The sequence below is a fragment of the Pedobacter suwonensis genome, from assembly GCF_900111825.1.
GTDB lineage: Bacteria > Bacteroidota > Bacteroidia > Sphingobacteriales > Sphingobacteriaceae > Pedobacter > Pedobacter suwonensis.
Genome location: NZ_FOJM01000020.1, coordinates 96,032 through 121,502, shown reverse-complemented (window position 1 = coordinate 121,502; position 25,471 = coordinate 96,032). Strand labels below are relative to the sequence as shown.

Sequence of the window (25,471 nt, the reverse complement as noted above, 5' to 3'; positions counted from 1 at the left end):
AATTTTAAAACAAGAATTTATCCCTATTAGAGAAGGAATAACAATTTCAAAAATGAAGAAAATAGTTTCTGAAAGCGTTAATATTTATAACAATTTCAGGCCGCATCACGCATGCTTTATGAATACACCCAAATTTATGCATAGGCAAAGCAAAATTAAAATCAGAACTTATGGACAAAAAAATAGCAGCCAGAATGAACTAGCTGCTACCTAAAATTGTAACTTTATTTATTATTAATCCTGTATCAAAATTTCAGGACTAGTCATTTTAATTTTATACAGAGAAACTCTCTCCACAACCGCAGGTACGACTTGCATTTGGATTTACAAAATTGAAACCCTTTCCGTTCAAACCATCGGTAAAATCTAATTCAGTTCCGGCCAGGTAGAGGAAAGATTTCATATCTAAAGCAATTTTAATTCCTTTATCTTCAAAAAACTGATCCCCTTTTTGTTCCTCGTTATCGAAATCTAAATTGTATGATAAACCAGAGCAACCGCCACCTTTTACTGAAACACGTAAAAAGTAATCAGAACCCATTTCCGAATCCTGCATTAAGTGCTCAATTTTGTCTTTTGCTTTATCTGTTATCGTAATCATAGTAATAAAGATTTGTGATTTGAGAGATGAGATTTGAGAAGTATTTGCGCCTAAGTTAGGTGCCTCACATCTCAAATCTATTGTCTCATATCTAGTCTAGTGGTGTGATTTTTCCAGCGCAATCGCTTCTAAACCATTTTTAACACGGTAATCGTTAATGGCAGATTTAATTGCATCTTCTGCCAATACTGAGCAGTGGATTTTTACTGGTGGTAAAGCCAATTCTTCCACAATGTCCATGTTATCAATAGCCAATGCCTCATCAATTGTTTTTCCTTTTAACCATTCTGTTGCTAAAGATGAAGAAGCAATAGCCGAACCGCAACCGAATGTTTTAAATTTAGCATCGGTAATGACGTTGTCTTCTCCAACCTCAATTTGCAAGCGCATTACGTCGCCACACTCAGGTGCACCAACTAACCCGGTGCCTACAAATTTACTGTCTTTATTTAGAGTACCTACATTACGCGGGTTATTGTAATGATCAATTACTTTTTCTGAATATGCCATGATTTTATTTTTTTAATCTCCTTACGGAGCAATTTTTTAATTAGTTTTCAATGATCAGTTTTCAATTGCCAGTTCGCGTTCTCCAAACTGTTAACTGCCAACTCCAAACTGACTTAGTGTTCTGCCCACTCAATTTTGCTCAAATCGATTCCTTCCTTGAACATTTCCCAAAGTGGAGAAAGTTCTCTCAGGTGATTAACCGCTTTTTGAGTTACTTCAATGGCCTGGTCTATCTCTTCTTCAGTAGTAAACCTTCCTAAACCGTAACGGATAGAAGAATGTGCCAGATCATCAGATAAACCTAAGCTTTTCAACACATATGATGGTTCTAAAGATGCTGAAGTACAAGCTGATCCTGAAGATACTGCCAAATCACTCATCGCCATCATTAAACCTTCACCCTCAACATATTTGAAAGAAATATTAGCTACATGTGGCAAACGGTGTTGTGTGTTACCATTAACATAGCTTTCTTCCATTTGGCTTAAAGTTGATTCTAATTTATCGCGTAAAGCTGATAAACGGATGGCCTCGCTTTCCATTTCTAACCGGCAAAGTTCACAAGCTTTACCTAAACCTACAATACCCGGAACGTTTAAGGTACCTGAACGCATACCGCGCTCGTGGCCACCGCCATCCATTTGTGCAGTAACTTTAACCCTTGGGTTTTTACGGCGAACATAAAGTGCACCAACACCTTTCGGACCGTACATTTTGTGTGCAGAGAAAGCCATTAAATCAATGCCATCAGCATTTACATCAACCGGAATTTTACCGACTGCCTGTGTAGCATCAGTCATAAATAGAGCGCCATGTTTGTGGGCAATGGCTGCAATTTCTTTAACGGGCTGAATTACACCAATTTCATTGTTGCCATACATAATTGAAACTAAAATCGTTTCAGGAGTCATGGCCGCTTCCAGTTCAGCCAGATCAATTAAACCGTCTTCTTTAACACCTAAATAAGTAACGCGTGCGCCATTTTTTTCTAAGTGTTTACAGGTATCTAAAACTGCTTTATGTTCAGTAACCGCAGTAATTATGTGGTTACCTTTTTCTTTATACATTTCAAATACACCTTTAATCGCCAGGTTATCGGCTTCAGTAGCACCTGATGTAAAAATAATTTCTTTTTCAGTACAGCCGATTAATTTGGCTACCTCCTCGCGGGCATAATCTACGCCCTCTTCAGCCACCCATCCAAAAGCATGGTTACGGCTTGCGGCGTTTCCAAATTTTTCAGTAAAGTAAGGTAGCATGGCTTCCAGCACACGTGGATCTAACGGTGTTGTAGCATTATTATCTAAATATATCGGCTGTTTCATCTCTATTCTGTTAATTATAATACAAAGATACGAAAAAACTTATTTAACAATTATAAATAATAGCTATGAGCTTATAGAGAAAAGCTGCATTTTTACATTAACATAACCTTATACCCTATGAAAAAGATAGAACACATCGGTATCGCGGTAAAAGACCTTAACCGTTCCATAGCCATATACGAGAAACTGCTCAATACCGATTGTTATAAAACCGAACAGGTGGCATCCGAACTGGTCAATACCGCTTTCTTTAAAACTGGCGAGAATAAAGTAGAGTTGCTTCAAGCTACTGCACCAGATAGCGCTATCGCTAAATTTATCGAGAAAAAGGGGGAGGGAATTCATCATATCGCTTTCCTGGTTGATGATATCCTGGCAGAAATGGAAAGACTGCATAAAGAAGGTTTTGTGTTGCTCAATGATTCTCCAAAAAAGGGTGCAGACAATAAAATGGTTTGTTTTGTTCATCCAAAAGATACCAATGGTGTGTTGATTGAAATTTGCCAGGAAATTAAGTGGATTTAATTCGTGCGTCACCCTGAATTTATTTCAGGGTCTTTTGAAAACGAACGGTCTCTTGTTCCGTAGCATCTAAAGTCCTGCTAACCGTAATAGTCCCGCCGAAACCTGTGAAACAAGCAAGCACACCACAAGTATAAGGCGAAATAGTGTTTAAATCAAGAGTTGACGCTTTTACCAAATTTATTTAATTTTCGACTGTGCTTCTTCGGGCAGTGTAAATTGCCTAAGCCCAATATGAACAACTTCTATGCTAACAAACTTTAATCTTGGAATCCTGCAATCTTAAAATCCTGTTCCATGTCACTCATTAACATCATCAGCAAAGATTTCGATATTGAAAATAATCTTTCCGAAAGTCAGTTGCGCGCTGCAATGGTTGATGCTTTTGCTTATCTCATTGATAACGATTTTCCTAAACTGATCCAGATTTTATATAAAGCCGATGTAGACCAGTATAAATTAAAGGAGCTGTTGGAGACAGTGGAAGGTTCAAGTTCAGCTGAAGTAATTGCTGATGCCTATATCGCGCGGCAGATGGCCAAAATAGAAACCTGGAAAAAATATAGTCCTAAGAAAGATTAGGTGGCTTCTTCCTGTACAGGATTAAAGCGGTTATACATATCCATATCAAAAAACGAAACTGAGTTGATCTTATCTGCTTTCAGCACGAGATCGGTTTTCAGTTCATCGGTATTTGCTACAGAGCCATCCTCAATATAGCTGGCATAAACGGTTAAATACTGCGTGGTGAAAACCAGTTCCTTGTCATCAGTTCTGCGGTAACCACTAAATGCAGGGGTAATGCGTATATAACTGGTGGTAAAGGGTTTTGGTAATTCTTTTACCCATCCGATGTAGAATTTCCCGCTGTCCATAGTGAACTGTAAAAGATGGGCATCGAAAAAAGATGAACTTAATAGTAATTCAAATTCGTTTCCTGAAGTAGCTATCGCCCTTTTTATGGCTTTAAGGCGATTAATGAAGAGATTAGCAATTTCTGTTGCCGCAACCGCAACAAACAACGAGAGGCTGGTCGTGCCGAAATAAGGAGTGTGTATCGGAAGTGATTTGCTAAGGTATTCAATCATTTCCGGCCAGATGGCAATGAAGATTGCCCTTAATATAAAACATGCACCAAGCAGTAAAATACCTGCAAAGGCGGCATTCAGTAATATTCGCTGGCTTTCCAGCCGGTATTGTACATACCGCAGGTATCTGAACCGGATTAATATATAGTAGCCGCCTACCAGAGGGAATAAAAGTAGGTTAAATGGCATTTATAAGGTTATTTTTTGCTTTTATCCTTTTCTATTTTTTTAAAGATATTTGATTGCATCAACGCGCTTACCATCTCAATTACCCTTGGCTGTGCAAAAAAATCAGGACTTTTAATATAGAGCTTCCCGCTGCTGTTGGCATGGATAATGCCATCTAATTCGCCGTGTTTTCTCATATATCAAACTTACATAAAATTTTAAACATCTGGAAAACAATATTCAGCTTAAAAAGTTTAGTTTTGCTAAACCGGGCCATCGGTATGTTTTCACACTTCCGCAAGCAGAAGAAAGATATAATTTAAAATTCTTTATTTAGGCTTGTAAATCAAAAATAAAATTAGGATATTTGCATCCTCTAAAATAGAGGTAGAAAGACTAATAGGAAATGTCATAAGCGTTGTTGCCAGCAAATTGCAAGAATGTTCTTGATGCTTTCACACAAATAACTAAAAATAATATTCAAATGAAAAAAGATTTGCACCCAACAAGCTACAGACCAGTTGTTTTTAAAGATATGTCTAACGAATATGCTTTCTTAACAAAATCTTGTGTAGATACTAAAGAAACAATTAAATGGGAAGATGGCAACGAGTATCCGCTTTATAAATTAGAGATTTCTCACACTTCACACCCTTTTTATACTGGTAAAATGAAATTGGTTGATACAGCAGGACGTATCGATAAATTTAAAAACCGTTACGCTAAGAAATAATTCTAGCAACAAAAAGCATTTTTTGAAGTCCCTTTGCCAAAAGCATCGGGACTTTTTTTATTTTTGCTGCTTATGACAATCAATCTATTTGATGATGCTTCCTGGATGTTCTTACGTCCACTTACGTTTACCAGGCCTGTGGCCGATTTACGCATTGGTATTTTAACCATTGCTGAGAAATGGGCAAAACATTTAAAAGCTGATTTTGGCTTTCACACCCAGGATTACCTTTCTGTAAAATTTGCACCAAAGCCTAATGCCGATTTATGTATAAATGGTTCTGTTTGTCCTGACGAAGCCTTGCTTGATGCTATATCCGGCCTTAAAGCGGGAGAAGCACTTTATCAAAACGATGTTGTTATAGCCTACATTGCTGATCAGCACGCTCTTGAAAGGATTAAGTCGCTCAAGCAAATTGAATACTCCGGAGACTTTACACGTATCGTTTATCCGGAGCATATTTTTGGAAATAACCCATCAGAGATCAGAAAAGATTTTAAATTATTAACCGAAGGACGCAGCTCTGCAAAACTAAGTAGTACCAACCAGTTACTGGGCGATGATATTTTCCTGGAGGAAGGTGCAAAAGCAGAGTGCAGCGTGTTTAATACTACTTATGGACCAATTTACATCGGTAAAAATGCCGAGGTTTGGGAAGGCTCTTTAATCAGGGGATCTTTTGCACTTTGTGAAAATTCATCCATAAAAATGGGTGCGAAGATCTATTCGGGTACCACAATTGGTCCCAATAGCCGTGCAGGTGGCGAAATTAACAACGCCGTAATCTGGGGTAACTCCGCAAAGGGCCACGAAGGATATCTGGGTAATTCGGTAATGGGCGAGTGGTGTAATATCGGCGCAGATACCAATAATTCGAATTTAAAAAATAATTATGCACAGGTAAAACTTTATGATTACGAAACTCGGAAAATGCGCAACACCAGCCTCCAATTTTGTGGACTGATCATGGCCGACCACGCTAAAGCAGGTATTAATACCATGTTCAATACCGGTAGTGTGGTAGGGGTTGGAGCCAATGTTTTCGGAGGTGGTTTTCCGCCAAATCACATACCCGATTTTAGCTGGGGCGGTGCGGCTGGTTTCGACATTTATAAGCTGCATAAAATGTTCGAAACTACCGAAAAGGTATTTGCAAGAAAAAATATGGCTTTTGATGAAGTAGAAAAGGACATTATTACTAAAGTATTTGAATTAACAGAATCGTATAGAAGGGTTTAATAATGAGGCATTATAAAGCTAATATTAAAAAAAGAATCTATGCATCTATTTTAGATTATGGGCTTTTTGGGGCTTGCTTTATGGTATACCTGATTTTTTTCGGAGAATATGTTGAAGAAAGGGCTTATACAATATCAGGAGGTGGTATTTTGCCCATTTTGCTTTTTTGGCTACTCTATTTTGTGATAGCTGAAGGCGTGTATGGCGCTACATTAGGGCATCAATCTTTTAATTTAAAAGTTGTAACCTTGCATGGCGAAAAAATTGGAATTACCCAGGCACTTAAGCGACGCTTTTTTGATCCTATTGATTTTTTTTGCTTCGGCCTTGTCGCATTTCTCCTTGTTAGAAATTCAGAAAAAAATCAACGGGTAGGTGATGCATATGCAAAAACGCTTGTAATTGATACAACAGACCCTGGCCAGAATTTGGGACCAATAAGACCCTTTAATTAAAATATAAAACTAATACAAAATGAGAAAAAAGATTGTTGCCGGTAACTGGAAAATGAACCTGGATTATAACGAAGGCGTTTCGTTGTTCAGCGAAATCGTAAATATGGTTAAAGATGAGCGAAAAGGCGATCAACTGGCCATCATTTGTTCGCCATTTATTCATTTAAACAGCCTGGCAAAATTGGGTGGTAACGATGTTAAAATTGGTGCTCAAAATATCAGCGATAAGGAAAGTGGAGCCTATACGGGTGAAACTTCGGCCAAAATGGTGAAATCTGTAGGTGCAGAATATGTGATTTTGGGTCACTCAGAACGCAGACAATATTTTGCTGAAAGCGATGCTTTACTGGCAGAAAAAACTAAAATTGCTTTAGCCAACGGCTTAACGCCGATTTTCTGCATTGGCGAAACTTTGGATGAGCGTAACAACGGTAGTTATTATGAAGTATTGAAAAAGCAACTGGTAGAGGGGCTTTTTAGTTTAACCGAAGAAGATTTTAAAAAAATCGTGATCGCTTACGAACCTGTTTGGGCTATTGGAACGGGGTTGACTGCATCACCAGAACAGGCACAGGATATCCACGCTTTTATCCGCAGTGAGATTGAAGCGAATTATGGTTTTAATATAGCCGATGATACCACTATCTTATATGGTGGCAGTTGTAATCCGGGTAATGCCGCGAGCTTATTTGCGCAAAAAGATATTGATGGTGGCCTGATTGGTGGCGCATCGTTAAAATCACGCGATTTTACAGATATTATTAAAGCATTAAATAGCTAGATGCAATACATAAAAGCAATATTTACTTTCAAAAGTATCGAAGATTATCAACAGGATCTGCTTATCAGCGATCTTGCTGACCTGGGCTTCGATACTTTTGAAGATAGTGAGGCTGGTTTTACGGCTTTCGTTATTAAAGATAATTTTAACGAGCAGGAATTAAAAGATCTATTGGGCAATTACAGTGAGGAATTTGCAGCAGAATACACTTTAGAAGATGTTGCCGACGAAAACTGGAATGCAGAATGGGAGAAGAATTTTAGCCCGCTGATTATTGATGATGTGTGTTACGTGAGAGCGACGTTTCATGAGCCACAACCTTCATACCCTTACGAAATCGTAATTGATCCTAAAATGGCTTTCGGCACCGGCCATCATCAAACTACCACCATGATGATGCAGTATATCCTGGCTGCAGATTTGAAGGATAAATACATTCTGGATATGGGGTGCGGAACCGGAATTTTAGCTATTCTGGCTGCAAAATTAGGGGCTAAAAGTTTAATGGCCATCGATTACGATGATATCTGTTATGATAGTACGGTAGAAAATGCTGCGCTTAATGATGTAAATAATTTACAGGCACTTTGTGGTAGTAAAGAAGTCATTCCGGATGATGAATATGATGTTATTTTTGCCAACATTAACAGGAATATATTATTAGATCAAATCCACCGTTATGCTGAGGTTTTAAAACCTGAAGGCAAAATTTTCTTCAGTGGCTTTTATCTGGATCCTGATTTGGCAATGATTACTGCCGAATGTGCTAAGTATGGCATTAAATACGTTGATCATAAACAAAACGGTGATTGGGTAGCGGCACAGTTTGAGAAGAAGGTTGAAGGGTAGAAGGTAGAAGGTAGAAGGTGGAAGGGGGAAGGGGGAAGACTGAGCGGTTAAGGTATTTAAGTGCTTGTTCTTCATTTTGTATCTTACATCTTTTGTCTCATATCTCATTTTTTGTCTAACATCTCATATCTAGCGTCTCAAATCTCACATTTAGCATCTCAGATCTAAAACAAAAAATATGCGTATACATTTTATAGCAATTGGTGGGAGTGCCATGCACAACCTGGCCATTGCCCTACATAAAAAAGGTTATCAGATTTCAGGTTCAGACGATGTGATTTACGAACCTGCAAAATCGCGTTTGGATAAATATGGTTTACTGCCAGCTGAAATGGGATGGAATGAAAATCGCATTTCCAACGAGCTGGATGCTGTAATATTGGGTATGCACGCCCGTATTGATAATCCGGAATTATTGAAGGCACAGGAATTGGGTGTTAAAATCTATTCTTATCCTGAATATATTTACGAGCAGAGCAAGAATAAACTGCGTGTAGTAATTGGTGGCAGTCATGGTAAAACAACCATCACTAGTATGATTTTACACGTACTAAATTACTATAAACGTGATTTTGATTATCTGGTCGGCGCGCAGCTTGCCGGTTTCGAAACCATGGTTAAAGTAACGGAAGAAGCTCCGGTAATGATTATTGAAGGCGATGAATACTTATCTTCTCCGATCGATAGACGACCAAAATTTCACCTGTATAAAGCAAATGTTGCGGTAATCAGCGGAATTGCCTGGGATCACATTAATGTTTTTCCAACCTATGCCGATTATACGTTGCAGTTTGAAAAGTTTATTGATTCAATAGAAACAAAGGGTACGTTGGTTTACTGTAAGGCAGATGCAGATTTGAATGAGATTGTGTCAAAATCAAAAGCTGATGTGACCAGGATCGGTTATGCTATCCCTGAACATGAAATCAGGAACGGAGTCACTTATCTGCTCCCGGAAGAGACGGCATTGAAGATTTTTGGTGATCATAACCTCATGAACCTGAATGCCGCCAAATTGGTATGTAAACAATTAGCTATCAGTGAAAACGATTTTGATACGGCCATTGCATCATTTACCGGGGCTGCTAAACGTTTAGAGGTCATTTCAGCTGATGTATCAACCAATGTTTATAAAGACTTTGCACATTCACCATCAAAACTGAAAGCGACTATTGATGCTGTTAAAGCCCAATTTAACAGCCGTAAATTAGTAGCTTGTATAGAATTGCATACTTTTAGCAGTTTAAACAAAGATTTCCTGAAAGAATATAAAGGTGCGATGGATAAAGCCGATGAGGCCATTGTATTTATTGACATTAAATCTTTCGAACAAAAGCGAATGGAGCCTTTTTCTGAAGACGATGTGCAAAAGGCCTTCGCCAATCCAAAATTGAAGTTTTTTAATGACGCATCAAAGCTTAAAGATTATTTGTTGAGGTTAAATTACAAAGATGCCAATTTATTAATGATGAGCTCTGGCAATTATGCAGGTTTCGATTTGCCGGAACTTGCGGCCGCTATAAAGAAGTGAGATTCTAGACATGAGATTTGAGAGGGATATTTTCTCAAATCTCACTTCTCAAATCCCATATCTAATTAAATTATGAAAAGTATCGGAGATCACATCAAACAAATTAGATTGTTACTGGGGCTAAGCCAGGCCGATGCGGCTAAAAAATTGAACATTTCCACTCCTGCTTTTTGTAAAATCGAAACGGGCCAGACCGATCTCAATATCTCGCGTTTACTCCAGATTTCGAAAATATTCAAAGTTCCGGTAATACAATTGATTACCGGGCAATCAGCATCATCAGAATCCGACTCCTCAAAAGAACTCATTGCGCTTAAAAAAGAACTAATCGAAAAAGAAGAGGAAATTAATAAACTCCGCAAAAAGGTGATTGATTTATACGATAAGCTTGGGATTTAAATATTGCTTAATTGCCATAATGATGTTCGGCACAATAGAATATAGTCCTCTTTTGCAATGAGGATTAGAGAATATGCATTTATAATTCGAATAAAATGGCTTAATGCTAACGGCGATACAATCGCCATTCTCTATCATCCACGTTACAAACGCGGACGATGAAATGAATGAGTGTCAATTATAAAAAAGGCTCGTGGAGACACGAACCTTGTCAGGTATCGAATCTGTAAGGTTAAAATATCTTCCGCATTGTTAAGTGCTTTTTGCCAAATGTTGCGCCTGTAGCTTTATGGATGGCAATCATCTGTTCGTTAAAATCGCCTACCCAACTCAATTCAAGCTCTTTGTACTGGTTTTTAGGTAATACATATTCGCCTAAACGGATAAAAAGTACCGATTCTAAGCCGTGTTTCTGGAATTTAGGTTTAGTGCCCATTACAATTGCCCTCATGCGCGTAACGCCCACCCAACGGCGGTAAGCAAACTTTAATTTTTCAATTAAACCCAGTTTCCCGTTAAAACCTTTGATCATTTGGTTTGCATCAGGAATCAACACGACAAATGATGCCGGTTCGCCGTTGAAGTAAGCAAACTGAATCAGGTGTTCATCCATAATGGGTTCCATACTTTTAAAACTCTCCTCGAGGGTTTCTCTTTTAATGGGCACAAAGTTTTCAAAATTCTGCCAGCCATCATTGTAAATTTCCATTAAATCATTGATGTATTTGCTTGAATTGGATTTGCTGAAATATTCGAAGGTATAACCTGGTTTATTTCTTACCCAGTTGGCAATTTTTGTAAAACGTTCCGGAAAAGGTATGGTCAGGTTAATATGATTGGTCAATTGCTCATATTCGGTAACAAAACCATATTTCTCGAAAAATTTATGATAATAGGGGAAATTATAGTTCATGCCGAAAGATGGGGGGGTAAAGCCTTCGACCAATAGTCCCCAGAAACTATCGTTTTCACTAAAATTAATCGGACCATCCATCGCTTTCATTCCATTTTCGGTTAACCAGTTTTTGGCGGTATCGAATAAAAGAAAGGCAGCTTTTTCATCATCAATACATTCGAAAAAACCCATTCCACCTGTTGGCTGGTCATAATGGTATGCTTTTTTCTCATTTATAAAAGCTGCTACACGTCCAATCAGTTTTCCTGCATCATCCTTTAATACCCAGCGCGTACATTTTCCATGTGCAAAAAAGGTGTTTTTTTCAGGGTTAAAAACATTTTCAACTTCGCTATCCAGGGGACAGATCCAGTTTTTATCGTTTTTATATAAGATTTTAGGTGTGTTTAGAAAGTCTTTTTTTAATGATGAATTGCTTACGGATATAACTTGCATGGGCAGATTTTAAAATTAAAAAGCATCCTACCAAGCGGGCGGATGCTTTTTCAAATATATGTTTTTTAAATATTAATAATCGTCGTCGTCATCGTCAAAATTGTCGAAGTTGTCCAGATCATCTAATGGCAAGTCGAAATCATCATCGTCATCATCCTGAGGCTTCTTTTTTGTTGTTTGAATATCGTCATCTTCAAAATCATCATCTTCGTCTGCCTGTTTTTTGGCAGTCGGTTTAGTTGGGAGTTTCTTTGGCGCTGTCATAACACAAAAATAAAAATTGCTTTTATAGTTTAAAAATACAAAAAAACTTTTTTTAATAACAATCTGTGAATAAATAAATTAATTTATTTGCTCTACATTTTCTCCTACAGAATTTTCCTCTTTAACGATATCTTTTAACTGTGGAAGCTGGTTTAAGCTGTTTAAGCCAAAGTAATCCATAAACAATGTACTGGTACGATAGAGGATAGGTCGGCCAGGGGTTTCCGCTTTTCCATCAATACTGATCAGTTCTTTCTCAAGCAGGCGTTGTACCGAATAATCAGAGTTTACGCCTCTTATTTGTTCAATTTCCAACTTGGTTATGGGCTGCCGGTAGGCAATAATGGCTAGTGTTTCCATCGCAGCCTGACTTAATTTTTTTTTGGAGCGATGTAACTGCAGTTGATTTACCGTTTCATGATAATCTTTTTTGGTTAAAAACTGGTAGCCATTGTTTAAAAATACCAATTCGATTGCCAAATCATCCTGGCTATACTTTTCCTTAATCTGCTCTATGCTTTCGAAAACCTGTTCTTCAATAAACTCTTCATTAAAAACTGCATTTAAGGCAAGTATGATTTCTTGCGTACTGATGCTTTGGCTGGAAGAAAATATAAGCGCTTCAATGTGTCTGGTGATATTATGATTGGGCATATACAAAAATAAAATTTTCGACATAAAAAAAGCGGTCTCGCTTTTAAAAACAAGACCGCTTTCAACACACAAATGAAACCTGAATTAAGATATAGTTTTAGGTTAGGTTATTAAATATCTATATCAATTCTATAAGAACGTCTTTGATAAACACTATCGTTTATTTCTAACACAAGTTTAAGGCTAAACCAGGTTCGATCAAGATTCTATTTAGTAAGTGGTATTAATAATTGAGTAAACGGTAAATTGTCTATTTTAACGGTATAGAAATGGAGACGGTTGTACCATTTGTGGTATTTTGTCGTACGTTTAGGTGTATAGGTTTTGCTCCAATCTGACCTAAAAGATGTAACCTTTCTTTGGTAAGCTGCATACCTTTACTAATATGTGTCTCCTTTTTGTCTTTTAAGGAGTTTTCAATCCCAATGCCATCGTCTATAATTTCAATATTAAGATAAAATTCATCCATCAGTTTAATATTGATCATGATTTTACCACCAGTTTCTTTTGGCATAATGCCATGCCATATGGCATTTTCTACATATGGTTGCAACAACATAGACGGAATAAACGTTTCCTCTCTGTCTATATCATCATCCACATTAAAAATATAGTCTAATTTGTCACCAAACCGGTTCTTCTCCAGTTTTAGGTACAGATTTAAGTATTCTAATTCTTCTTCCAGTGAGATATAACTCTTTGTACAGATCTCCAGGTTTTTTCTGATCAGTCTGGCAAATCCCGTTAAAACCTTATTGGCAGACGCTGTATTCTGCGTGTTAATATAATGCTGGATGGAGTTCATTACATTAAATACAAAATGGGGATTCATCATTGCCTGCAGTGCCTGTTGTTCTAACATCAGCACTTTGTTTTTTAACAACAATTGGGCTTGTTCCTTATCCTTTTGCTTGCGGGTGATATAAACAGCCACTTTATAAAAAATATAAGCCACAAGCAATATTAAAATGGATAAAAACCATAGGCTTTGCCAAAAGTGACTTTTAATGGTAAAGGCAATTTTTGCAGATTCACCCCAACTACCGTTCTGGCTTTTTGCACTTACTTCAAACACATAATCGCCTGATTGCAGTGATGAAAAATCCAAACGCCTCGTTCGGGTTTCTATCCAGGCCGAATTTTCATTTAAACGGTACCGGTAGGTGATATCACTGGTGGTAAAATCAACGGCGCTAAAGGTAAAGAGTATGGTATTATTACCCGTTTCGAAAGTAAAATTATCCTGATCAACAGGTAAACGTTCGTTATCTTTAATGATAGAAGTAACATATACCTTAGGAAGGTTTTTAATAATGTTTTTATTGTTGTATTTAAATAGAATCAGCCCTTTGTTTGTAGCAAAATAAGCCGTGCTGTCATCAATATACAAACTGTTTATATCATCACTTAAAAGGTCTTTTCCATAGTCGAAATTTGCTACATTAAGTTCATTCGGGTAATTGGCTATTTTGTTAACGCCTTTGTTGGTTAATACCCATATTTCGTTGTTTTTGATGAATATTTTTGTGCAGATGTTATTGGTTAAGCCGTCTTTTTGAGTAATTTGTCTGGTAATCTGTTTATTCTTATAAAAAATTAAACCATAACCATCGGTAGCCAGAATCAATGTTCCGTCGGCAAGCTGCTGGATATCATTGATCCTTTTGGTTAGCAGGGGATGGTTCTCATAGTGTTTAACCAGTTTTCCTTTCGAAAATTGAGAAAGTCCGTTAACATTTGAAAACCACAAATTGCCTTCACGATCGTAAAAAACGTGATAGGATCTGTCTTTAAAAAAATCCTCCTTTTCGCGATATTTTGCTGCATTAAACTCAAGTTTACTGGTTCTGTCTGATAGGAAAACAACACCTGATGATAGCGCCAGGGCAAGATGATTGTTGTTTTCAGCAACGCTAAAGTGTTTGATCACAAACATCGAATTATTTGATTCCTTCAAATAACTTACATCGCTACTGCTGTTGTAAATATTTTTGAAAACCCCCATTCCATAATCAGAAGCGAAATAGATGGCTTGGTCTTTAGGGTCGAAAGTTAGCTGTTTAATGGTTTTGTATTTTTTAAAATCATCTAACCCAATTTCATCAACCTGATAATTGTTGATGCTCAGTACATCGATTACCGCATCATCAGTACCCAACCACAGTCTGTTTTTCCCGTCTTTGGTGATGCTTTTAATTACATTGCTGCTCAAGCCAGATTCTGCATCAATAATCGATAAGCGGTTATTCATGTTCGGCAGCATGTATATGCCCTGATTGGTAGCAAACCACATGTTCTGGTTATTATCTTTAATCACCTGGTTAACCGGAATATCCTGCAGGTACTGCACCGTTTTTCCGCTTTTATCAAGCGCAAAAGCGCCATTAGCGTTTGATAGCCAAACCTCTTTGCTGCTAACATCGTAATAAAAATATCCCGACATGTTTTTGATCAGGTTTTGCGGGATGGAGATAATCTCGTTGATGATTCCGTGCCTGTATTGTTTTAATCCACCATTATCAAGATAAAATAAAGATCTGTTGCTGCTATTGGCAGCCGTCATATAAGAAATGGGTTGTACTTTTGACTTGGTCAGGGTAAATGTTCTTCCATTAAATTGTTGTACACTTAAATCGCTATATGCAAATATGTTACCTTGTTCATCTTCATGGATAAAAGCATTGATAAATTTGTCCTTTTGATTTGGAGAGATATATTTTCTAATGATCTTTCCATCCCAGCACACAATCAGGTTGGCGTTTGTTCCGAGCCAGATCCGCCCTGATTGATCAATTAAAAAGGAAACAATTACGGTATTAAAGTTGAGTTTTTTAAGGAGTTCATCGTTGCTCTGGTTGTAAAACTTTCCTTCTTTTAAGTAGCTGAGCTGACCATTCAGTGCAAAAAACCATAAACGGCCTTCTTTATCTTCTTTCATCTGCAGGATCTGCGTATCTGGCAAGCCATCTTCTATCGTGAAATTCTGAAAGTTTGTTCCGTCAAAACGGCTCAATCCATTATCGGTGGCAATCCATATAAAACCTTTTTTATCCTGTAAAATGTAATAACAGTTATTGCTGGCAAGCCCGTTTTTAGTGTTATAATGGGGGAGATAAGTAGTTTGAGAAAAAAGTTTTTGAGGTACGATAAAACCCAGGATCAGCAATAAAAAAGCAATAAAAAAACTGCTGAAGCTAAACTTCAGAGTAGCTTTTTGAGCCAGTTGTTTTCTTTTTATATGCGGACTAATGATCACTATTTGCTTTGGTAAATAACTTTATTTTTTCAAAAAAATCGCTCGCTCTTCTCCTCGAAATGTTAATGCTTTCACCGTTTTTTAGGAAAACCTGCAGTCCGTTTTTAGAATTATATTCCTTTAAGTGATTAAGGTTGATAATGCTTGATTTGTGTATCCTGACAAACTGATCAGTTGGCAATAATTCTTCGAACTCCCTTAAAACCTTAGAAACAGTGATTTTTTCGTGGTTGTTTAGGTGTACAATAGAATAGTTACTGTCGGCTTCAATATAAATGATATCATCAATATCAATCATCTTAAAACCCTGTCCGTAAGGAAGGGTAAGTTTCCTGATCTCTGATCTCGAACTTAAACTGGAAGCCAGATTGTTTATTCGTTCATCATTCTCGTTCTGGCTTTTAAATAATTTGATGTGTTGTGAAACTTTGTCTACCGCTGTTTTAAGTTCATCAATATCAATTGGTTTTAACAGGTAATCGAGCGCATTTGCCTTTATTGCTTTTAATGCATATTGATCGTAGGCGGTAGTAAATATTATGGCAGCATTGTGTTTTTGTGCATCGGCCACCAATTCAAAACCATTTCCGCCAGGCATGGCAATATCCAAAAAGATCAGGTCAATAGGGTGATGGTCCAAAATGTCTTTTGCCTCGTTTACAGATCTTGCTATACCGGTAATTTCTACCTGCTGACAATTCTGTTGCAGTAAAAAAAATAATGACGATCGTGCAAACTCCTCATCATCAACAATAATGGCCTTTAGTGTAGTCATAGCTATAGGTTGGTGAATGTATTAAAATGGTCTTATAAAAAAAAATGCAAATCGAAAAAACCAGTATCCAAATTGTCACGTATGTATCATCAAACGTATTCAAAACCACTAAAACATAGATGACTATGAAAAACAATGAACTAGAAACAAAAAGCGAGCTTCAGGAGAAAAGTTTGTTTGACAAAGCTGTGGGCAGAAGATCTTTTCTGCAGTATGCAGGTGCAGGTGCTGCCGGTATTGCTTTAGTAGCTGCTGGCTGTAGTAAAGATCGCGGTTATGATAACCCAACGATGAATGGTGCAACACTGGATTTTAAAACTGATATAGGTGTATTAAACTATGCTTATGCTTTGGAACAATTAGAAGCTGCGTTTTACATTAAAGTTGCTTCTGCACCACCTGCGGCATTTACAGCTGCGCAGAAGGCATATTTTCAAGATGTTCAGTTTCATGAAATTGCCCACAGAGAATTCTTTAAAAAAGCATTAAGTACTGCAGCAATCGGCAGTTTGGAGGTAGATTTTTCAAGTATTGATTTTACAAGTGCTTCAGGTGTTTTAGCTGCTGCTCAATCATTTGAAGATTTAGGCGTGTCCGCTTATAATGGTGCTGGTGTACGTATTACTACTACTGATTATCTTGTTTTAGCAGGTAAAATCGTCTCAGTAGAAGCGCGCCATGCGGCATGGGTTAGAGATCAGATTTCTAATGGAAGTTTTGCTGATTTAAACAGTTTAACAGCATTAGGTGCGAACAACTCAGCTGGTTTGGATGGAGCCTTAACACCAGATAAAGTTTTGGCAATTGCCGGAAAATATGTGAAAACCAAAATTAATGTAATCAACCTTTAATCTTTAAAACTCGACAATCATGAATATCTTAAATATATTAGACGAAATAGAAAAAGTGGACGGTGAGATCTATGAAAGATTAAGTCCGCGTAGATCAGCAATGAAAGATTTTTTCAATGTTGGTAAAAAAATATCGATGGCAGCATTGCCGCTTGCTTTGGGTTCAATGTTCCAAAAAGCTTATGGACAAACTAACCCAAGTACAGTTAATGACGTATTAAACTTTGCATTGGCGTTAGAGTATCTGGAATATAATTATTACAATCACGCTTTAACAAATTCAACCATCACTTTCCCTACTACGGCTTCAAATGCAGCGATCACTACGATTAGAGCACATGAAAGAGCTCACGTTGATTTATTAAAAAGTGCTTTACAGATTAGTGGTGCTGATGGTTACGTGGATGCTGATTTTGATTTTACAGCTGGAGGAGCATTTGGCGATGTTTTTAGCAACTATCAAACTTTCTTAAAAGTTGCTTTAGCTTTTGAAGATACTGGTGTACGTGCCTATAAAGGACAAGCGCCGATTTTAAAAGGAAATGCAGTTTTAACCACTGCTTTACAGATACATTCAGTAGAAGCCCGTCATGCATCACATATCCGTCAAATGGTTGCTGCTTCTTTGGGTGTTGCTTTAAAACCCTGGATAAGTTATGCAGCTAATGGTAACGATACAGGAATTTCAGCAGTTGATGCCGTTTATGCAGGGGAGCAAAATACTGTACAAGCTGGTGTTGAGATTAATGGATTGGGTGGCGCTTCGCAAACTCAGGCAGCTGAAAGTTTTGACGAATTTTTAACCGGCGCGGCTGTTAAAACAATTGCAAACCAATTTATTAAGACTGGTAAAAAATTAGCTTAAAAATATTGACATTATTAATTAGGTAATGTTTCGTTTAAGGTAGGGGAGGTAGCGTTTAGGCTGCTTCCCTTTTTTATTGATTAAAAAAGTATTTTTAGTTTTTATTTAATTGTATTATTTAAAACTTTTAGTTGTATTTTTTATATGTATTTCTTTCCGTGTTTGTGACTATTGTTGTTATTTTACTGAAATGAATCATTCAATTCAATATCATGAAAAATAAAATCTTATTAACGTTATCCATTATCGTGTTTGCGCTGACGTTCTCCTGTAAAAAACAAAATAATATAGAAAGTGCTACCGAAAACAGAATTGATAAGAAATCAAATGTTCCAGACAGTTTACAATATCTTGTTCGTTTTCTAAGTGCAACGAGAGGTGTTAAAGAATCAGACATTACATTTTCAGATACATCATTTGTTATACAAAACGATGTATTTATTTATAAAGCAGATGTGAAACTTGCCTTGGAAATTGAATCAGGAAAAAAAGCCTTAAATCAAAACCATTTAACTTTAGCAGAATTATTTTCATCCAGAAAGATGTTGGGTAGACCAGATTTAATTCAACAACGTCAATACATAGACATTCAGAATCAAAATCCATGGATTGTCGATAATCAATTTATAACTAATTTAAAGGTAAAAATTAATGCGACATCACCAGAATGGATTAATGCTGCTCAGGAGGCTGTACGCAACTTTAACATTAACAGTTTAACCACTATTAGCAAAATACAAATAAAAGTTGTAACAGAAGGTCAAAATATCACGATTAGTGAAACAGGTACAACTAATCCGAATTCATCCGTAGTTGCTGATGCTCAAATCCCACGTTATGCATTTATGCCTCCAGGGAATTTTGTAGTTGTGCCTGGTCCGCAGATCAGGATTTATAATAATCACGGTAGTTTGCCGCTTGCTCAAAAAGTTGTGGCAATTACTCATGAATTGGCTCATACTATAGGAATAGCTCATACAGATGGTACTGATTCGGATGAAATACAAATCGCAGGCACCGCAGCCTTTGATGCATCATCTTATATGAACGGCAGCTTATCTTTAAATTCTTTTGAAGGCTTTACAAATAATGACCTAATTGCTCTTAGGACAATGTATCCTAAGTCAGTTGGAACTTGGGAAGTTATGTCTAGCGTAAGTGCCGAATCATTTTCTGCAGGCGGATCTGAAAGTATTTTTTACTTTGTTTCATTTGGTGAAGGCCTAAATGGTTATTTAGTTTGGTACAACTCTTACTATAATACTTCAACCTCTTATAATTATTTTGGGACAAAAATTGCTAACTCAACTGATGGTCTTTTTTATATCAATGCTGATCATGAAATTTTTAGAGGTTATACTAATGGAAGTACTCCTGTACAATTACCTGGGAACGCTTTGGAAATTGCGCAAAGTAATGCTGGAGTTTTTATCTTAAGTACCACGCCTGCTACATCTGGTGGTAACCTAATAAAGAGATGGAACGGTACAAATTGGATTGATGAGACTTTTATTGGAGCAGTTAAATTTGGTATGGGCAAAGACTATAATATGGCTATTATTGATAATACTGGAAATTTTAAAATTCGTAGGAATGGCAATACCTATTTTGATACACCTTCACAAAATATCGTTTTCAAAGAATTGGCAATTGGACATTTAAATAATGTTGATAATATATTTTTACTTGGTGGTGCAGCAGATGCAGATGGAAACTACCAACTATTTCGCTGGACTGGATATGATTTTTATGATATGGGCTATAGAGGTTATAAGGTTGGTGTGGACGGAATAGGTCATCCATGGGTAGCAAAAAAGAATGGGGCTATCTATAGAAATTTATCTCTATAAAGCAATGCAGTTAAGGTAGGGGAGGTAGAACTTTGGTTTTACTTCCCTTTGTTGTTTAGATTTTTAGGATTGTGAGATTTTAAAATGGATAAAGCGGGGCCCATCTTGTATTTCTACCGAATTATGAACTGGCAATTTATCAGACCTCTTGTCACTATTGATTATTGAAAATTAGCACTGCTCCTCCATTATTCATCCCCATCTTACCGCTTACACTTTTTTAATAGGTAATCACCTGCTCTTCCAAATGCTCTGGCAAATCCCTGTAATTATACTTTTGACCACGTAATTGTGGCTCAAAACCTGCAGCCTTAATGGATTGCTGGATACCATTCGCTGTAAAACGATGTGGTGCACCAGCTGCTGATACTACGTTTTCTTCAATCATGATCGATCCAAAATCATTTGCTCCTGCATGAAGGCATAATTGGGCAGTCGTTTTGCCAACGGTTAACCAACTGGCCTGGATGTTTTTAATATTTGGCAGCATAATGCGGCTCAGGGCAATCATCCGGATATATTCATCGGCAGTTACTGTATTGCTGATACCACGCAGTCGTTTTAATAAAGTGCCGTCATCCTGAAAAGGCCATGGAATAAAGGCCAGAAATCCATTGGCATCGGCTGGTTTTTCACTTTGTACCTGACGGATCCATACCAAATGTTCGAAACGCTCTTCGATGGTTTCTACATGGCCGAACATCATGGTTGCTGAAGTGGTGATATCCAACTGGTGACAGGCACGCATTACATCTAGCCATTCTTGCCCGCCGCATTTACCTTTGGAAATTAACCGTCTTACCCGATCGTTTAAAATTTCAGCACCGGCCCCAGGTAGTGAATCCATCCCGGCTTCTTTGAGTGTTTTTAATACTTCGGTATGCGTGATGCCTTCCAGCTTGGCTACGTGGGCAATTTCTGGCGGACCTAAAGCATGAAGTTTTAAATCGGGGTATAACTCCTTTAACTTTTTGAATAGATCGGCATAAAAAGCCAGGCCCAGATCAGGGTGATGACCGCCCTGCAATAATAACTGATCTCCGCCTAAACGGAAAGTTTCTTCAATTTTAACTTTATAGGTCTCAATGTCGGTAATATAACTTTCTTCGTGACCAGGCCTGCGGAAGAAATTGCAAAATTTACAGTTTGCAATACAAACATTGGTGGTATTTACATTACGGTCGATCTGCCAGGTTACTTTACCGCTAGGGACTTGAATTTTTCTTAGCTCATTAGCTACAAACATCAATGATGCAGTATCGGCATGGTGGTATAGGTATACACCTTCTTCTTGCGTTAAAAAATCAAAATGTAGCGCCCGCTGCAGTAAATCGGCTGTATTCATAAAGCAAAAATACTCGAAATAAGCATCACTATAATCACAGTTTTATAAAAAAACAGTGCATTGTTAATTATTTTTAGTGGTATCAGCCTTACGTTTAAACAGGTTTAGCAAATCATTTCCCTGTTTTTTTATTTCCTCTAAACGCTTTTTAGTACTGTCATTAACCTTTTTTAAGCCTTCGTTAGCTTTTACAATATTATTTTTAACTGTAGTTTGACCAACCGCAACTGCATCTGAAACTTGTTTAACCTTACTTTCACCAGTTGCAATGGCGCCTATTACCTGTTTCACCTTTTTATCAGCATTTACCCTGGTACTATCTATAAACTTTCCGGCCGTAGTGGCCACAGTGGTTGTGTCATTAACGGGTTTACCCAAAGAAGTATTTGCTTTGGCAAGCAATTGATCATCTTCTGCTTTTACAATGCCCCCATTTGCAGTGTAATAGGTTTTACTGTTTAAATAATTTGTTTTGGCGGTTTCCAACTGTATTTTTGCAGCTGCTATTCTTGCGGTATCCTTACTTGCTACTGCTGCATCATAATTCAATTGTGCATCGGTTAATGCGAGCGCCGCTGTTTCATATGATTTAGTAAAATCAATTTTTTCTTCCTTTTTTGTAGCTGTGCTGCAGGCAGCTAAACCCAAGGTTAACAAACAGATTATAATGATATTTTTCATGTTATTTCGACGTAGTAAATTGGTCAACTATTTTCTTTAAAGAAGTGGTTTCCTGTTCTTCAGTAATGTTCCCACCGAGCCTTTCCACTTCTAAATTGTTAATACTTTTAGCAAATTCTAAATATTTTAAATACCGGTTAAGAATCTCAATTTTCGTTCCATTGTTGTTCTGTTCGGTATTGCTTAGGTTTTTAACAAAGGTTTCCATATTGTCGATACAAACAATATAAGCTTGAAAAGCATTTGGTGTAAAGTAGTCGTTAACCAAACTATTTGTTGCGAGTTGGGGATATAACTTAGGTAGTTCAACAGGCGTTTTCTTTAGGGTTTCGGTTAGATTCAGTCCGGCATTGGAAGTATTTAAATACATTCCTTTCGTTTTCATCTGGCAGTTTTCTATTGCCAGATTAGTGGTGTTCAACAATTTAATTAAGTTGTTTTTTTTGTCGATGTTATCCAGAAAAGTATTAACCGCCAGGGCAATAAACAATCCTGTAAAGGTGGATATTAGTGAGATAACAAAACTAAACGTATCATTATTGTTTTTGCGCCAATTGCTTTCCCTCCTAAAATTGAGTAAAAAAAGACTTGTTGCCACTAAAACGAGCGCGATTATAGCATAGGTGAGCATATTTCTTCTGGTTTTATTTTTGTAAAATTATATAATTACAGGTAATAAAAAAATTACAAATTTGTTTGCAGAATTTTAAGAAAAAAATTATGTCGTGTTTGCCAGATTAATTGATTAAACAATTTAGCAATTCAACAATTCGATTATCTTTGTCACCTATGGTAGATTTTAATCGTTTTACACTGGCCAATGGGTTAAAAGTTTTGGTGCATGAAGATGCAACAACGCCAATGGCAGTTTTAAATATTTTATATGATGTTGGTGCCCGGGATGAGGACCCCGAAAAAACGGGTTTTGCTCATCTGTTCGAGCACCTCATGTTTGGTGGATCGATAAACATTCCCAGTTATGACGAACCTTTACAACGGGTAGGGGGAGAGAACAACGCTTTTACGAGTAACGATATTACCAATTATTACATCACTTTGCCAGCAGAAAATATCGAAACTGCTTTTTGGTTAGAAAGCGATCGGATGCTGAGCCTGGCTTTCTCTGAAAAGAGCCTGGATACCCAGCGAAATGTGGTAAGTGAGGAATTTAAACAGCGTTATCTTAACCAGCCTTATGGCGATGTTTGGTTAAAATTACGTCCGCTGGCTTATCAGAAGCATGCTTACCGTTGGGCAACGATAGGTAAAGAGCTTTCGCACATCGAAAATGCCACAATGGATGATGTAAAATCATTTTTTAAGAAACATTATACGCCGCAAAACGCAATTTTAGTTGTTGGCGGAAATGTGAAAACAGCCGATGTAAAAAAACTGGCCGAAAAATGGTTCGAACCGATCCCTGCGGGTGAGAAATATAACCGGAATTTAGTTCAGGAAGATCCGCAAACCGAAGCCAGAAAAGAAACAGTTAAGGCTAACGTCCCTTTAAATGCGATTTACATGGCTTTTAAAATGCCCGGACGATTAAGCGGGGATTATTACGCTTTTGATTTATTGTCAGATATTTTATCGCGTGGCCAGTCTTCGCGGTTATACAATAGCCTGTTAAAGGAACAGCAACTTTTTAGTGATATCAATGCTTATATTTCAAGCAGTTTGGATCCGGGACTTTTCATTATAGAGGGTAAACTGGTGAAAGGTATAACAGTCGAAGCGGCAGAAAAAGCCATCTGGGCTGAACTTGAGAAGTTAAAAACTGAACTTGTTTCAGAAACGGAGTTAACTAAAGTGAAAAATAAGGTAGAATCGGTACTTGTTTTTTCTGAGATGAACCTGCTGGATAAAGCAATGAATCTGGCTTACTATGAGCTGTTGGGCGATGCCGCCATATTGAACAGTGAAACCGAAGAGTTCCTAAAAGTAAACGCAGAAGATATCAAAAGGATATCTGACGAAACTTTTAATCCTAAATCATCATCTACTTTATATTATTTAACCGAAGAAAATGCTTAACAGACAACAAGCACCTGATTTTAAGCAGGTGTCTAACATAAAATTTATCCATCCGCAAAAACAGGTATTGGATAATGGTGTACCCGTTTATACCATTTATTCCGGAGAACAGGATCTGGTACGGATTGAATTTATTTTTGATAATGTAAACTGGAACCTGGAAAAACCATTGCAGGCCATTGCGGTAAGCGCATTAATCAACAATGGAACAAATCAATTATCCGCAAGGGAAATAGCCGAAAAAATTGATTTTTACGGTGCATTTTTTCAAACAGAATATGTACAGGATCAATCTTCGGTAACATTGTACACGTTGAATAAACATTTGCATTCGGTATTACCGGTTGTGAAAGATGTTTTAGCAGAAAGCCAGTTTCCACAGCATGAACTTGATATTTATATCCAGAACCAGAAGCAGAAGTTACAGGTTAACCTGAAAAAGAATGATATTCTTTCGAGAAAGGAATTTGCCAATGCTTTGTTTGGCGATACCGCTTATGGTGTCAATATCAAAGCAGCCCATTACGATGCCTTACAACGTGAAGATCTGCTTGATTATTTTAAAGCTGCTTATGCTCCCAACAACTGCACCATAGTGATATCAGGTAAGTTCGATGATGCGGGATTTAAGCTTTTAAATGATTTTTTTGGCCGCGATTGGGAAAAAAGTGATGCCATAAAAAATAACTTTAGTTTTACGCCCACTGAAAAAAAAGTGCTTTATACCGAAAAGCCAGATGCATTACAATCAGCTATCCGTATAGGCCAGTTGGCTATAAACCGCAAACATGAGGATTTTTGCGGGCTTCAGGTGCTAAACACAATTTTAGGCGGGTATTTTGGTTCGCGTTTAATGAACAACATCCGCGAAGATAAAGGTTATACTTACGGAATCGGTTCTGGTATTTCTTCCCTACAGCAGGCAGGTTATCTGTTTATCGCAACCGAAGTGGGTGCAGATGTATGTTCAGCCGCACTAACAGAAATCTACAAAGAGATCGAGTTATTGAAAAATGAACCCGTTGGAGCAGAAGAATTGGATCTGGTTCGGAACTACATGCTGGGATCGATGTTGGGCAGCCTGGAGAACGTTTTTTCACATGCCGACAAATTCAAGAATATTTATTTTGCAGGACTGGATTATGATTATTATACCAGATACATCGAAAAAGTGAAGACAATCACTGCTGAAGAGCTGTTGGTAATGGCTAATAAATACCTTACTACAGAAAATTTTATAGAGGTCGTGATCGGGAAGAAGTAAGTGGAAATTAAGCCTATGGAGGCCGTCGTTTCGAGCGAAGTGCAACGAAGTCGAGAACCACGAAGTGTTCAGCGAAGCTA

27 protein-coding genes and 1 pseudogene are annotated in these 25,471 nt (G+C 37.4%); 15 read left to right on the top strand and 13 right to left on the bottom strand.

What is annotated here, in order from left to right:
- Positions 1 to 214, top strand: a pseudogene (locus tag BM107_RS24970) (IS3 family transposase); the annotation flags it as partial.
- Between the two features lie 60 nt (positions 215 to 274).
- Here BM107_RS24970 and BM107_RS22200 read toward each other — a convergent pair.
- The 3 genes from BM107_RS22200 to BM107_RS22190 all read right to left on the bottom strand — a co-directional run bounded on the left by BM107_RS22200 (position 275) and on the right by BM107_RS22190 (position 2,436).
- Positions 275 to 601 (bottom strand): HesB/IscA family protein, encoded by a 327-nt coding sequence (locus BM107_RS22200; protein WP_090987437.1) that lies wholly within the window; start codon positions 599 to 601, stop codon positions 275 to 277.
- Positions 602 to 697: 96 nt separating this feature from the next.
- Complete coding sequence (iscU, locus tag BM107_RS22195) at positions 698 to 1,111, bottom strand: Fe-S cluster assembly scaffold IscU (RefSeq protein WP_039476200.1); 414 nt, start codon at positions 1,109 to 1,111, stop codon at positions 698 to 700.
- 113 nt (positions 1,112 to 1,224) lie between these two features.
- Positions 1,225 to 2,436: an IscS subfamily cysteine desulfurase gene (locus BM107_RS22190; RefSeq protein WP_090987435.1), complete on the bottom strand. Its 1,212-nt coding sequence runs from the start codon at positions 2,434 to 2,436 to the stop codon at positions 1,225 to 1,227.
- A gap of 117 nt (positions 2,437 to 2,553) precedes the next feature.
- On the opposite strand from BM107_RS22190, the gene mce reads away from it, so the two are divergent.
- Positions 2,554 to 2,961 (top strand): methylmalonyl-CoA epimerase, encoded by a 408-nt coding sequence (mce, locus tag BM107_RS22185; RefSeq protein ID WP_090987433.1) that lies wholly within the window; start codon positions 2,554 to 2,556, stop codon positions 2,959 to 2,961.
- 294 nt (positions 2,962 to 3,255) lie between these two features.
- Complete coding sequence (locus tag BM107_RS22180) at positions 3,256 to 3,540, top strand: hypothetical protein (protein ID WP_090987431.1); 285 nt, start codon at positions 3,256 to 3,258, stop codon at positions 3,538 to 3,540.
- On the opposite strand, the gene BM107_RS22175 is transcribed toward BM107_RS22180, so the two are convergent.
- Both BM107_RS22175 and BM107_RS24815 read right to left on the bottom strand, forming a co-directional pair.
- Positions 3,537 to 4,235 (bottom strand): hypothetical protein, encoded by a 699-nt coding sequence (locus tag BM107_RS22175; protein ID WP_090987429.1) that lies wholly within the window; start codon positions 4,233 to 4,235, stop codon positions 3,537 to 3,539. The genes BM107_RS22180 and BM107_RS22175 overlap by 4 nt on opposite strands.
- 8 nt (positions 4,236 to 4,243) lie before the next feature.
- On the bottom strand, positions 4,244 to 4,411 hold the full coding sequence (locus BM107_RS24815) for a hypothetical protein (RefSeq protein ID WP_159435299.1): 168 nt from the start codon (positions 4,409 to 4,411) through the stop codon (positions 4,244 to 4,246).
- A gap of 287 nt (positions 4,412 to 4,698) precedes the next feature.
- Between BM107_RS24815 and BM107_RS22170 the strand changes: the two genes are divergently transcribed.
- The 7 genes from BM107_RS22170 (at position 4,699) to BM107_RS22140 (ending at position 10,201) form a co-directional block, all read left to right on the top strand.
- A complete protein-coding gene (locus BM107_RS22170) occupies positions 4,699 to 4,947 on the top strand; it encodes a type B 50S ribosomal protein L31 (protein ID WP_025142617.1) in 249 nt (82 codons plus the stop codon).
- Positions 4,948 to 5,019: 72 nt separating this feature from the next.
- Positions 5,020 to 6,186, top strand: a complete 1,167-nt coding sequence (locus BM107_RS22165) for a putative sugar nucleotidyl transferase (protein ID WP_090987427.1) — start codon at positions 5,020 to 5,022, stop codon at positions 6,184 to 6,186.
- A gap of 2 nt (positions 6,187 to 6,188) precedes the next feature.
- Entirely contained in the window at positions 6,189 to 6,641 is a 453-nt protein-coding gene (locus BM107_RS22160) for an RDD family protein (protein ID WP_090987426.1), read from the top strand.
- Positions 6,642 to 6,660: 19 nt separating this feature from the next.
- On the top strand, positions 6,661 to 7,422 hold the full coding sequence (tpiA, locus tag BM107_RS22155) for a triose-phosphate isomerase (RefSeq protein ID WP_090987424.1): 762 nt from the start codon (positions 6,661 to 6,663) through the stop codon (positions 7,420 to 7,422).
- A complete protein-coding gene (gene prmA / locus BM107_RS22150; protein ID WP_090987422.1) occupies positions 7,423 to 8,271 on the top strand; it encodes a 50S ribosomal protein L11 methyltransferase in 849 nt (282 codons plus the stop codon).
- A 178-nt stretch (positions 8,272 to 8,449) separates the two neighbouring features.
- A complete protein-coding gene (locus tag BM107_RS22145; RefSeq protein WP_090987420.1) occupies positions 8,450 to 9,802 on the top strand; it encodes a UDP-N-acetylmuramate--L-alanine ligase in 1,353 nt (450 codons plus the stop codon).
- Between the two features lie 72 nt (positions 9,803 to 9,874).
- Positions 9,875 to 10,201 carry a helix-turn-helix domain-containing protein gene (locus tag BM107_RS22140; protein ID WP_090987418.1) on the top strand — a complete coding sequence of 109 codons (327 nt, stop codon included), beginning with the start codon at positions 9,875 to 9,877 and terminating at the stop codon, positions 10,199 to 10,201.
- 232 nt (positions 10,202 to 10,433) lie between these two features.
- On the opposite strand, the gene BM107_RS22135 is transcribed toward BM107_RS22140, so the two are convergent.
- From BM107_RS22135 to BM107_RS22115, 5 genes are all read right to left on the bottom strand, one after another.
- A complete protein-coding gene (locus tag BM107_RS22135; protein ID WP_090987416.1) occupies positions 10,434 to 11,552 on the bottom strand; it encodes an N-acetyltransferase in 1,119 nt (372 codons plus the stop codon).
- A gap of 72 nt (positions 11,553 to 11,624) precedes the next feature.
- Entirely contained in the window at positions 11,625 to 11,816 is a 192-nt protein-coding gene (locus BM107_RS22130; RefSeq protein WP_090987414.1) for a hypothetical protein, read from the bottom strand.
- A 78-nt stretch (positions 11,817 to 11,894) separates the two neighbouring features.
- A complete protein-coding gene (scpB, locus tag BM107_RS22125) occupies positions 11,895 to 12,494 on the bottom strand; it encodes an SMC-Scp complex subunit ScpB (protein ID WP_244278886.1) in 600 nt (199 codons plus the stop codon).
- Between the two features lie 226 nt (positions 12,495 to 12,720).
- Positions 12,721 to 15,726 carry a ligand-binding sensor domain-containing protein gene (locus BM107_RS22120; RefSeq protein WP_244278885.1) on the bottom strand — a complete coding sequence of 1,002 codons (3,006 nt, stop codon included), beginning with the start codon at positions 15,724 to 15,726 and terminating at the stop codon, positions 12,721 to 12,723.
- Positions 15,716 to 16,501, bottom strand: coding sequence for a LytR/AlgR family response regulator transcription factor (locus BM107_RS22115; protein ID WP_090987412.1), 786 nt, complete (start codon positions 16,499 to 16,501; stop codon positions 15,716 to 15,718). The genes BM107_RS22120 and BM107_RS22115 overlap by 11 nt, the downstream gene beginning before the upstream one ends.
- Before the next feature lie 125 nt (positions 16,502 to 16,626).
- Between BM107_RS22115 and BM107_RS22110 the strand changes: the two genes are divergently transcribed.
- From BM107_RS22110 to BM107_RS22100, 3 genes are all read left to right on the top strand, one after another.
- Positions 16,627 to 17,352: a ferritin-like domain-containing protein gene (locus tag BM107_RS22110; RefSeq protein ID WP_090987410.1), complete on the top strand. Its 726-nt coding sequence runs from the start codon at positions 16,627 to 16,629 to the stop codon at positions 17,350 to 17,352.
- A 19-nt stretch (positions 17,353 to 17,371) separates the two neighbouring features.
- Positions 17,372 to 18,217, top strand: a complete 846-nt coding sequence (locus BM107_RS22105) for a ferritin-like domain-containing protein (protein ID WP_090987408.1) — start codon at positions 17,372 to 17,374, stop codon at positions 18,215 to 18,217.
- Between the two features lie 212 nt (positions 18,218 to 18,429).
- Positions 18,430 to 20,067 carry a M57 family metalloprotease gene (locus tag BM107_RS22100; RefSeq protein ID WP_090987406.1) on the top strand — a complete coding sequence of 546 codons (1,638 nt, stop codon included), beginning with the start codon at positions 18,430 to 18,432 and terminating at the stop codon, positions 20,065 to 20,067.
- A 220-nt stretch (positions 20,068 to 20,287) separates the two neighbouring features.
- Here the strand turns inward: BM107_RS22100 and BM107_RS22095 are convergent, their stop codons facing one another.
- The 3 genes from BM107_RS22095 to BM107_RS22085 form a co-directional block, all read right to left on the bottom strand.
- Positions 20,288 to 21,412, bottom strand: coding sequence for a CofH family radical SAM protein (locus BM107_RS22095; RefSeq protein ID WP_090987404.1), 1,125 nt, complete (start codon positions 21,410 to 21,412; stop codon positions 20,288 to 20,290).
- Between the two features lie 63 nt (positions 21,413 to 21,475).
- Positions 21,476 to 22,093 carry a hypothetical protein gene (locus BM107_RS22090; protein WP_090987402.1) on the bottom strand — a complete coding sequence of 206 codons (618 nt, stop codon included), beginning with the start codon at positions 22,091 to 22,093 and terminating at the stop codon, positions 21,476 to 21,478.
- Position 22,094: 1 nt separating this feature from the next.
- Positions 22,095 to 22,724: a hypothetical protein gene (locus BM107_RS22085; RefSeq protein ID WP_090987400.1), complete on the bottom strand. Its 630-nt coding sequence runs from the start codon at positions 22,722 to 22,724 to the stop codon at positions 22,095 to 22,097.
- Positions 22,725 to 22,882: 158 nt separating this feature from the next.
- Between BM107_RS22085 and BM107_RS22080 the strand changes: the two genes are divergently transcribed.
- Together BM107_RS22080 and BM107_RS22075 are read left to right on the top strand one after the other, a co-directional pair.
- Positions 22,883 to 24,127 (top strand): M16 family metallopeptidase, encoded by a 1,245-nt coding sequence (locus BM107_RS22080; RefSeq protein WP_090987398.1) that lies wholly within the window; start codon positions 22,883 to 22,885, stop codon positions 24,125 to 24,127.
- Complete coding sequence (locus BM107_RS22075; RefSeq protein ID WP_090987395.1) at positions 24,120 to 25,391, top strand: M16 family metallopeptidase; 1,272 nt, start codon at positions 24,120 to 24,122, stop codon at positions 25,389 to 25,391. The genes BM107_RS22080 and BM107_RS22075 overlap by 8 nt, the downstream gene beginning before the upstream one ends.
- Positions 25,392 to 25,471: the final 80 nt, after the last annotated feature.

What these genes read in the sequence shown, in the direction of transcription:
- prmA (WP_090987422.1), top strand. Translation starts at nt 7,423, where the DNA reads ATGCAATACATAAAAGCAATATTTACTTTCAAAAGTATCGAAGATTAT.
- mce (WP_090987433.1), top strand. Translation starts at nt 2,554, where the DNA reads ATGAAAAAGATAGAACACATCGGTATCGCGGTAAAAGACCTTAACCGT.
- BM107_RS22175 (WP_090987429.1), bottom strand. Translation starts at nt 4,235, where the DNA reads ATGCCATTTAACCTACTTTTATTCCCTCTGGTAGGCGGCTACTATATA.
- BM107_RS22110 (WP_090987410.1), top strand. Translation starts at nt 16,627, where the DNA reads ATGAAAAACAATGAACTAGAAACAAAAAGCGAGCTTCAGGAGAAAAGT.
- BM107_RS22090 (WP_090987402.1), bottom strand. Translation starts at nt 22,093, where the DNA reads ATGAAAAATATCATTATAATCTGTTTGTTAACCTTGGGTTTAGCTGCC.
- BM107_RS22135 (WP_090987416.1), bottom strand. Translation starts at nt 11,552, where the DNA reads ATGCAAGTTATATCCGTAAGCAATTCATCATTAAAAAAAGACTTTCTA.
- BM107_RS22160 (WP_090987426.1), top strand. Translation starts at nt 6,189, where the DNA reads ATGAGGCATTATAAAGCTAATATTAAAAAAAGAATCTATGCATCTATT.
- BM107_RS22170 (WP_025142617.1), top strand. Translation starts at nt 4,699, where the DNA reads ATGAAAAAAGATTTGCACCCAACAAGCTACAGACCAGTTGTTTTTAAA.
- BM107_RS22080 (WP_090987398.1), top strand. Translation starts at nt 22,883, where the DNA reads ATGGTAGATTTTAATCGTTTTACACTGGCCAATGGGTTAAAAGTTTTG.
- BM107_RS22075 (WP_090987395.1), top strand. Translation starts at nt 24,120, where the DNA reads ATGCTTAACAGACAACAAGCACCTGATTTTAAGCAGGTGTCTAACATA.
- tpiA (WP_090987424.1), top strand. Translation starts at nt 6,661, where the DNA reads ATGAGAAAAAAGATTGTTGCCGGTAACTGGAAAATGAACCTGGATTAT.
- BM107_RS22190 (WP_090987435.1), bottom strand. Translation starts at nt 2,436, where the DNA reads ATGAAACAGCCGATATATTTAGATAATAATGCTACAACACCGTTAGAT.
- BM107_RS22130 (WP_090987414.1), bottom strand. Translation starts at nt 11,816, where the DNA reads ATGACAGCGCCAAAGAAACTCCCAACTAAACCGACTGCCAAAAAACAG.
- BM107_RS22085 (WP_090987400.1), bottom strand. Translation starts at nt 22,724, where the DNA reads ATGCTCACCTATGCTATAATCGCGCTCGTTTTAGTGGCAACAAGTCTT.
- BM107_RS22115 (WP_090987412.1), bottom strand. Translation starts at nt 16,501, where the DNA reads ATGACTACACTAAAGGCCATTATTGTTGATGATGAGGAGTTTGCACGA.
- BM107_RS22105 (WP_090987408.1), top strand. Translation starts at nt 17,372, where the DNA reads ATGAATATCTTAAATATATTAGACGAAATAGAAAAAGTGGACGGTGAG.
- BM107_RS22180 (WP_090987431.1), top strand. Translation starts at nt 3,256, where the DNA reads ATGTCACTCATTAACATCATCAGCAAAGATTTCGATATTGAAAATAAT.
- BM107_RS22095 (WP_090987404.1), bottom strand. Translation starts at nt 21,412, where the DNA reads ATGAATACAGCCGATTTACTGCAGCGGGCGCTACATTTTGATTTTTTA.
- BM107_RS22200 (WP_090987437.1), bottom strand. Translation starts at nt 601, where the DNA reads ATGATTACGATAACAGATAAAGCAAAAGACAAAATTGAGCACTTAATG.
- BM107_RS22145 (WP_090987420.1), top strand. Translation starts at nt 8,450, where the DNA reads ATGCGTATACATTTTATAGCAATTGGTGGGAGTGCCATGCACAACCTG.
- BM107_RS22165 (WP_090987427.1), top strand. Translation starts at nt 5,020, where the DNA reads ATGACAATCAATCTATTTGATGATGCTTCCTGGATGTTCTTACGTCCA.
- iscU (WP_039476200.1), bottom strand. Translation starts at nt 1,111, where the DNA reads ATGGCATATTCAGAAAAAGTAATTGATCATTACAATAACCCGCGTAAT.
- scpB (WP_244278886.1), bottom strand. Translation starts at nt 12,494, where the DNA reads ATGTCGAAAATTTTATTTTTGTATATGCCCAATCATAATATCACCAGA.
- BM107_RS22140 (WP_090987418.1), top strand. Translation starts at nt 9,875, where the DNA reads ATGAAAAGTATCGGAGATCACATCAAACAAATTAGATTGTTACTGGGG.
- BM107_RS24815 (WP_159435299.1), bottom strand. Translation starts at nt 4,411, where the DNA reads ATGAGAAAACACGGCGAATTAGATGGCATTATCCATGCCAACAGCAGC.
- BM107_RS22100 (WP_090987406.1), top strand. Translation starts at nt 18,430, where the DNA reads ATGAAAAATAAAATCTTATTAACGTTATCCATTATCGTGTTTGCGCTG.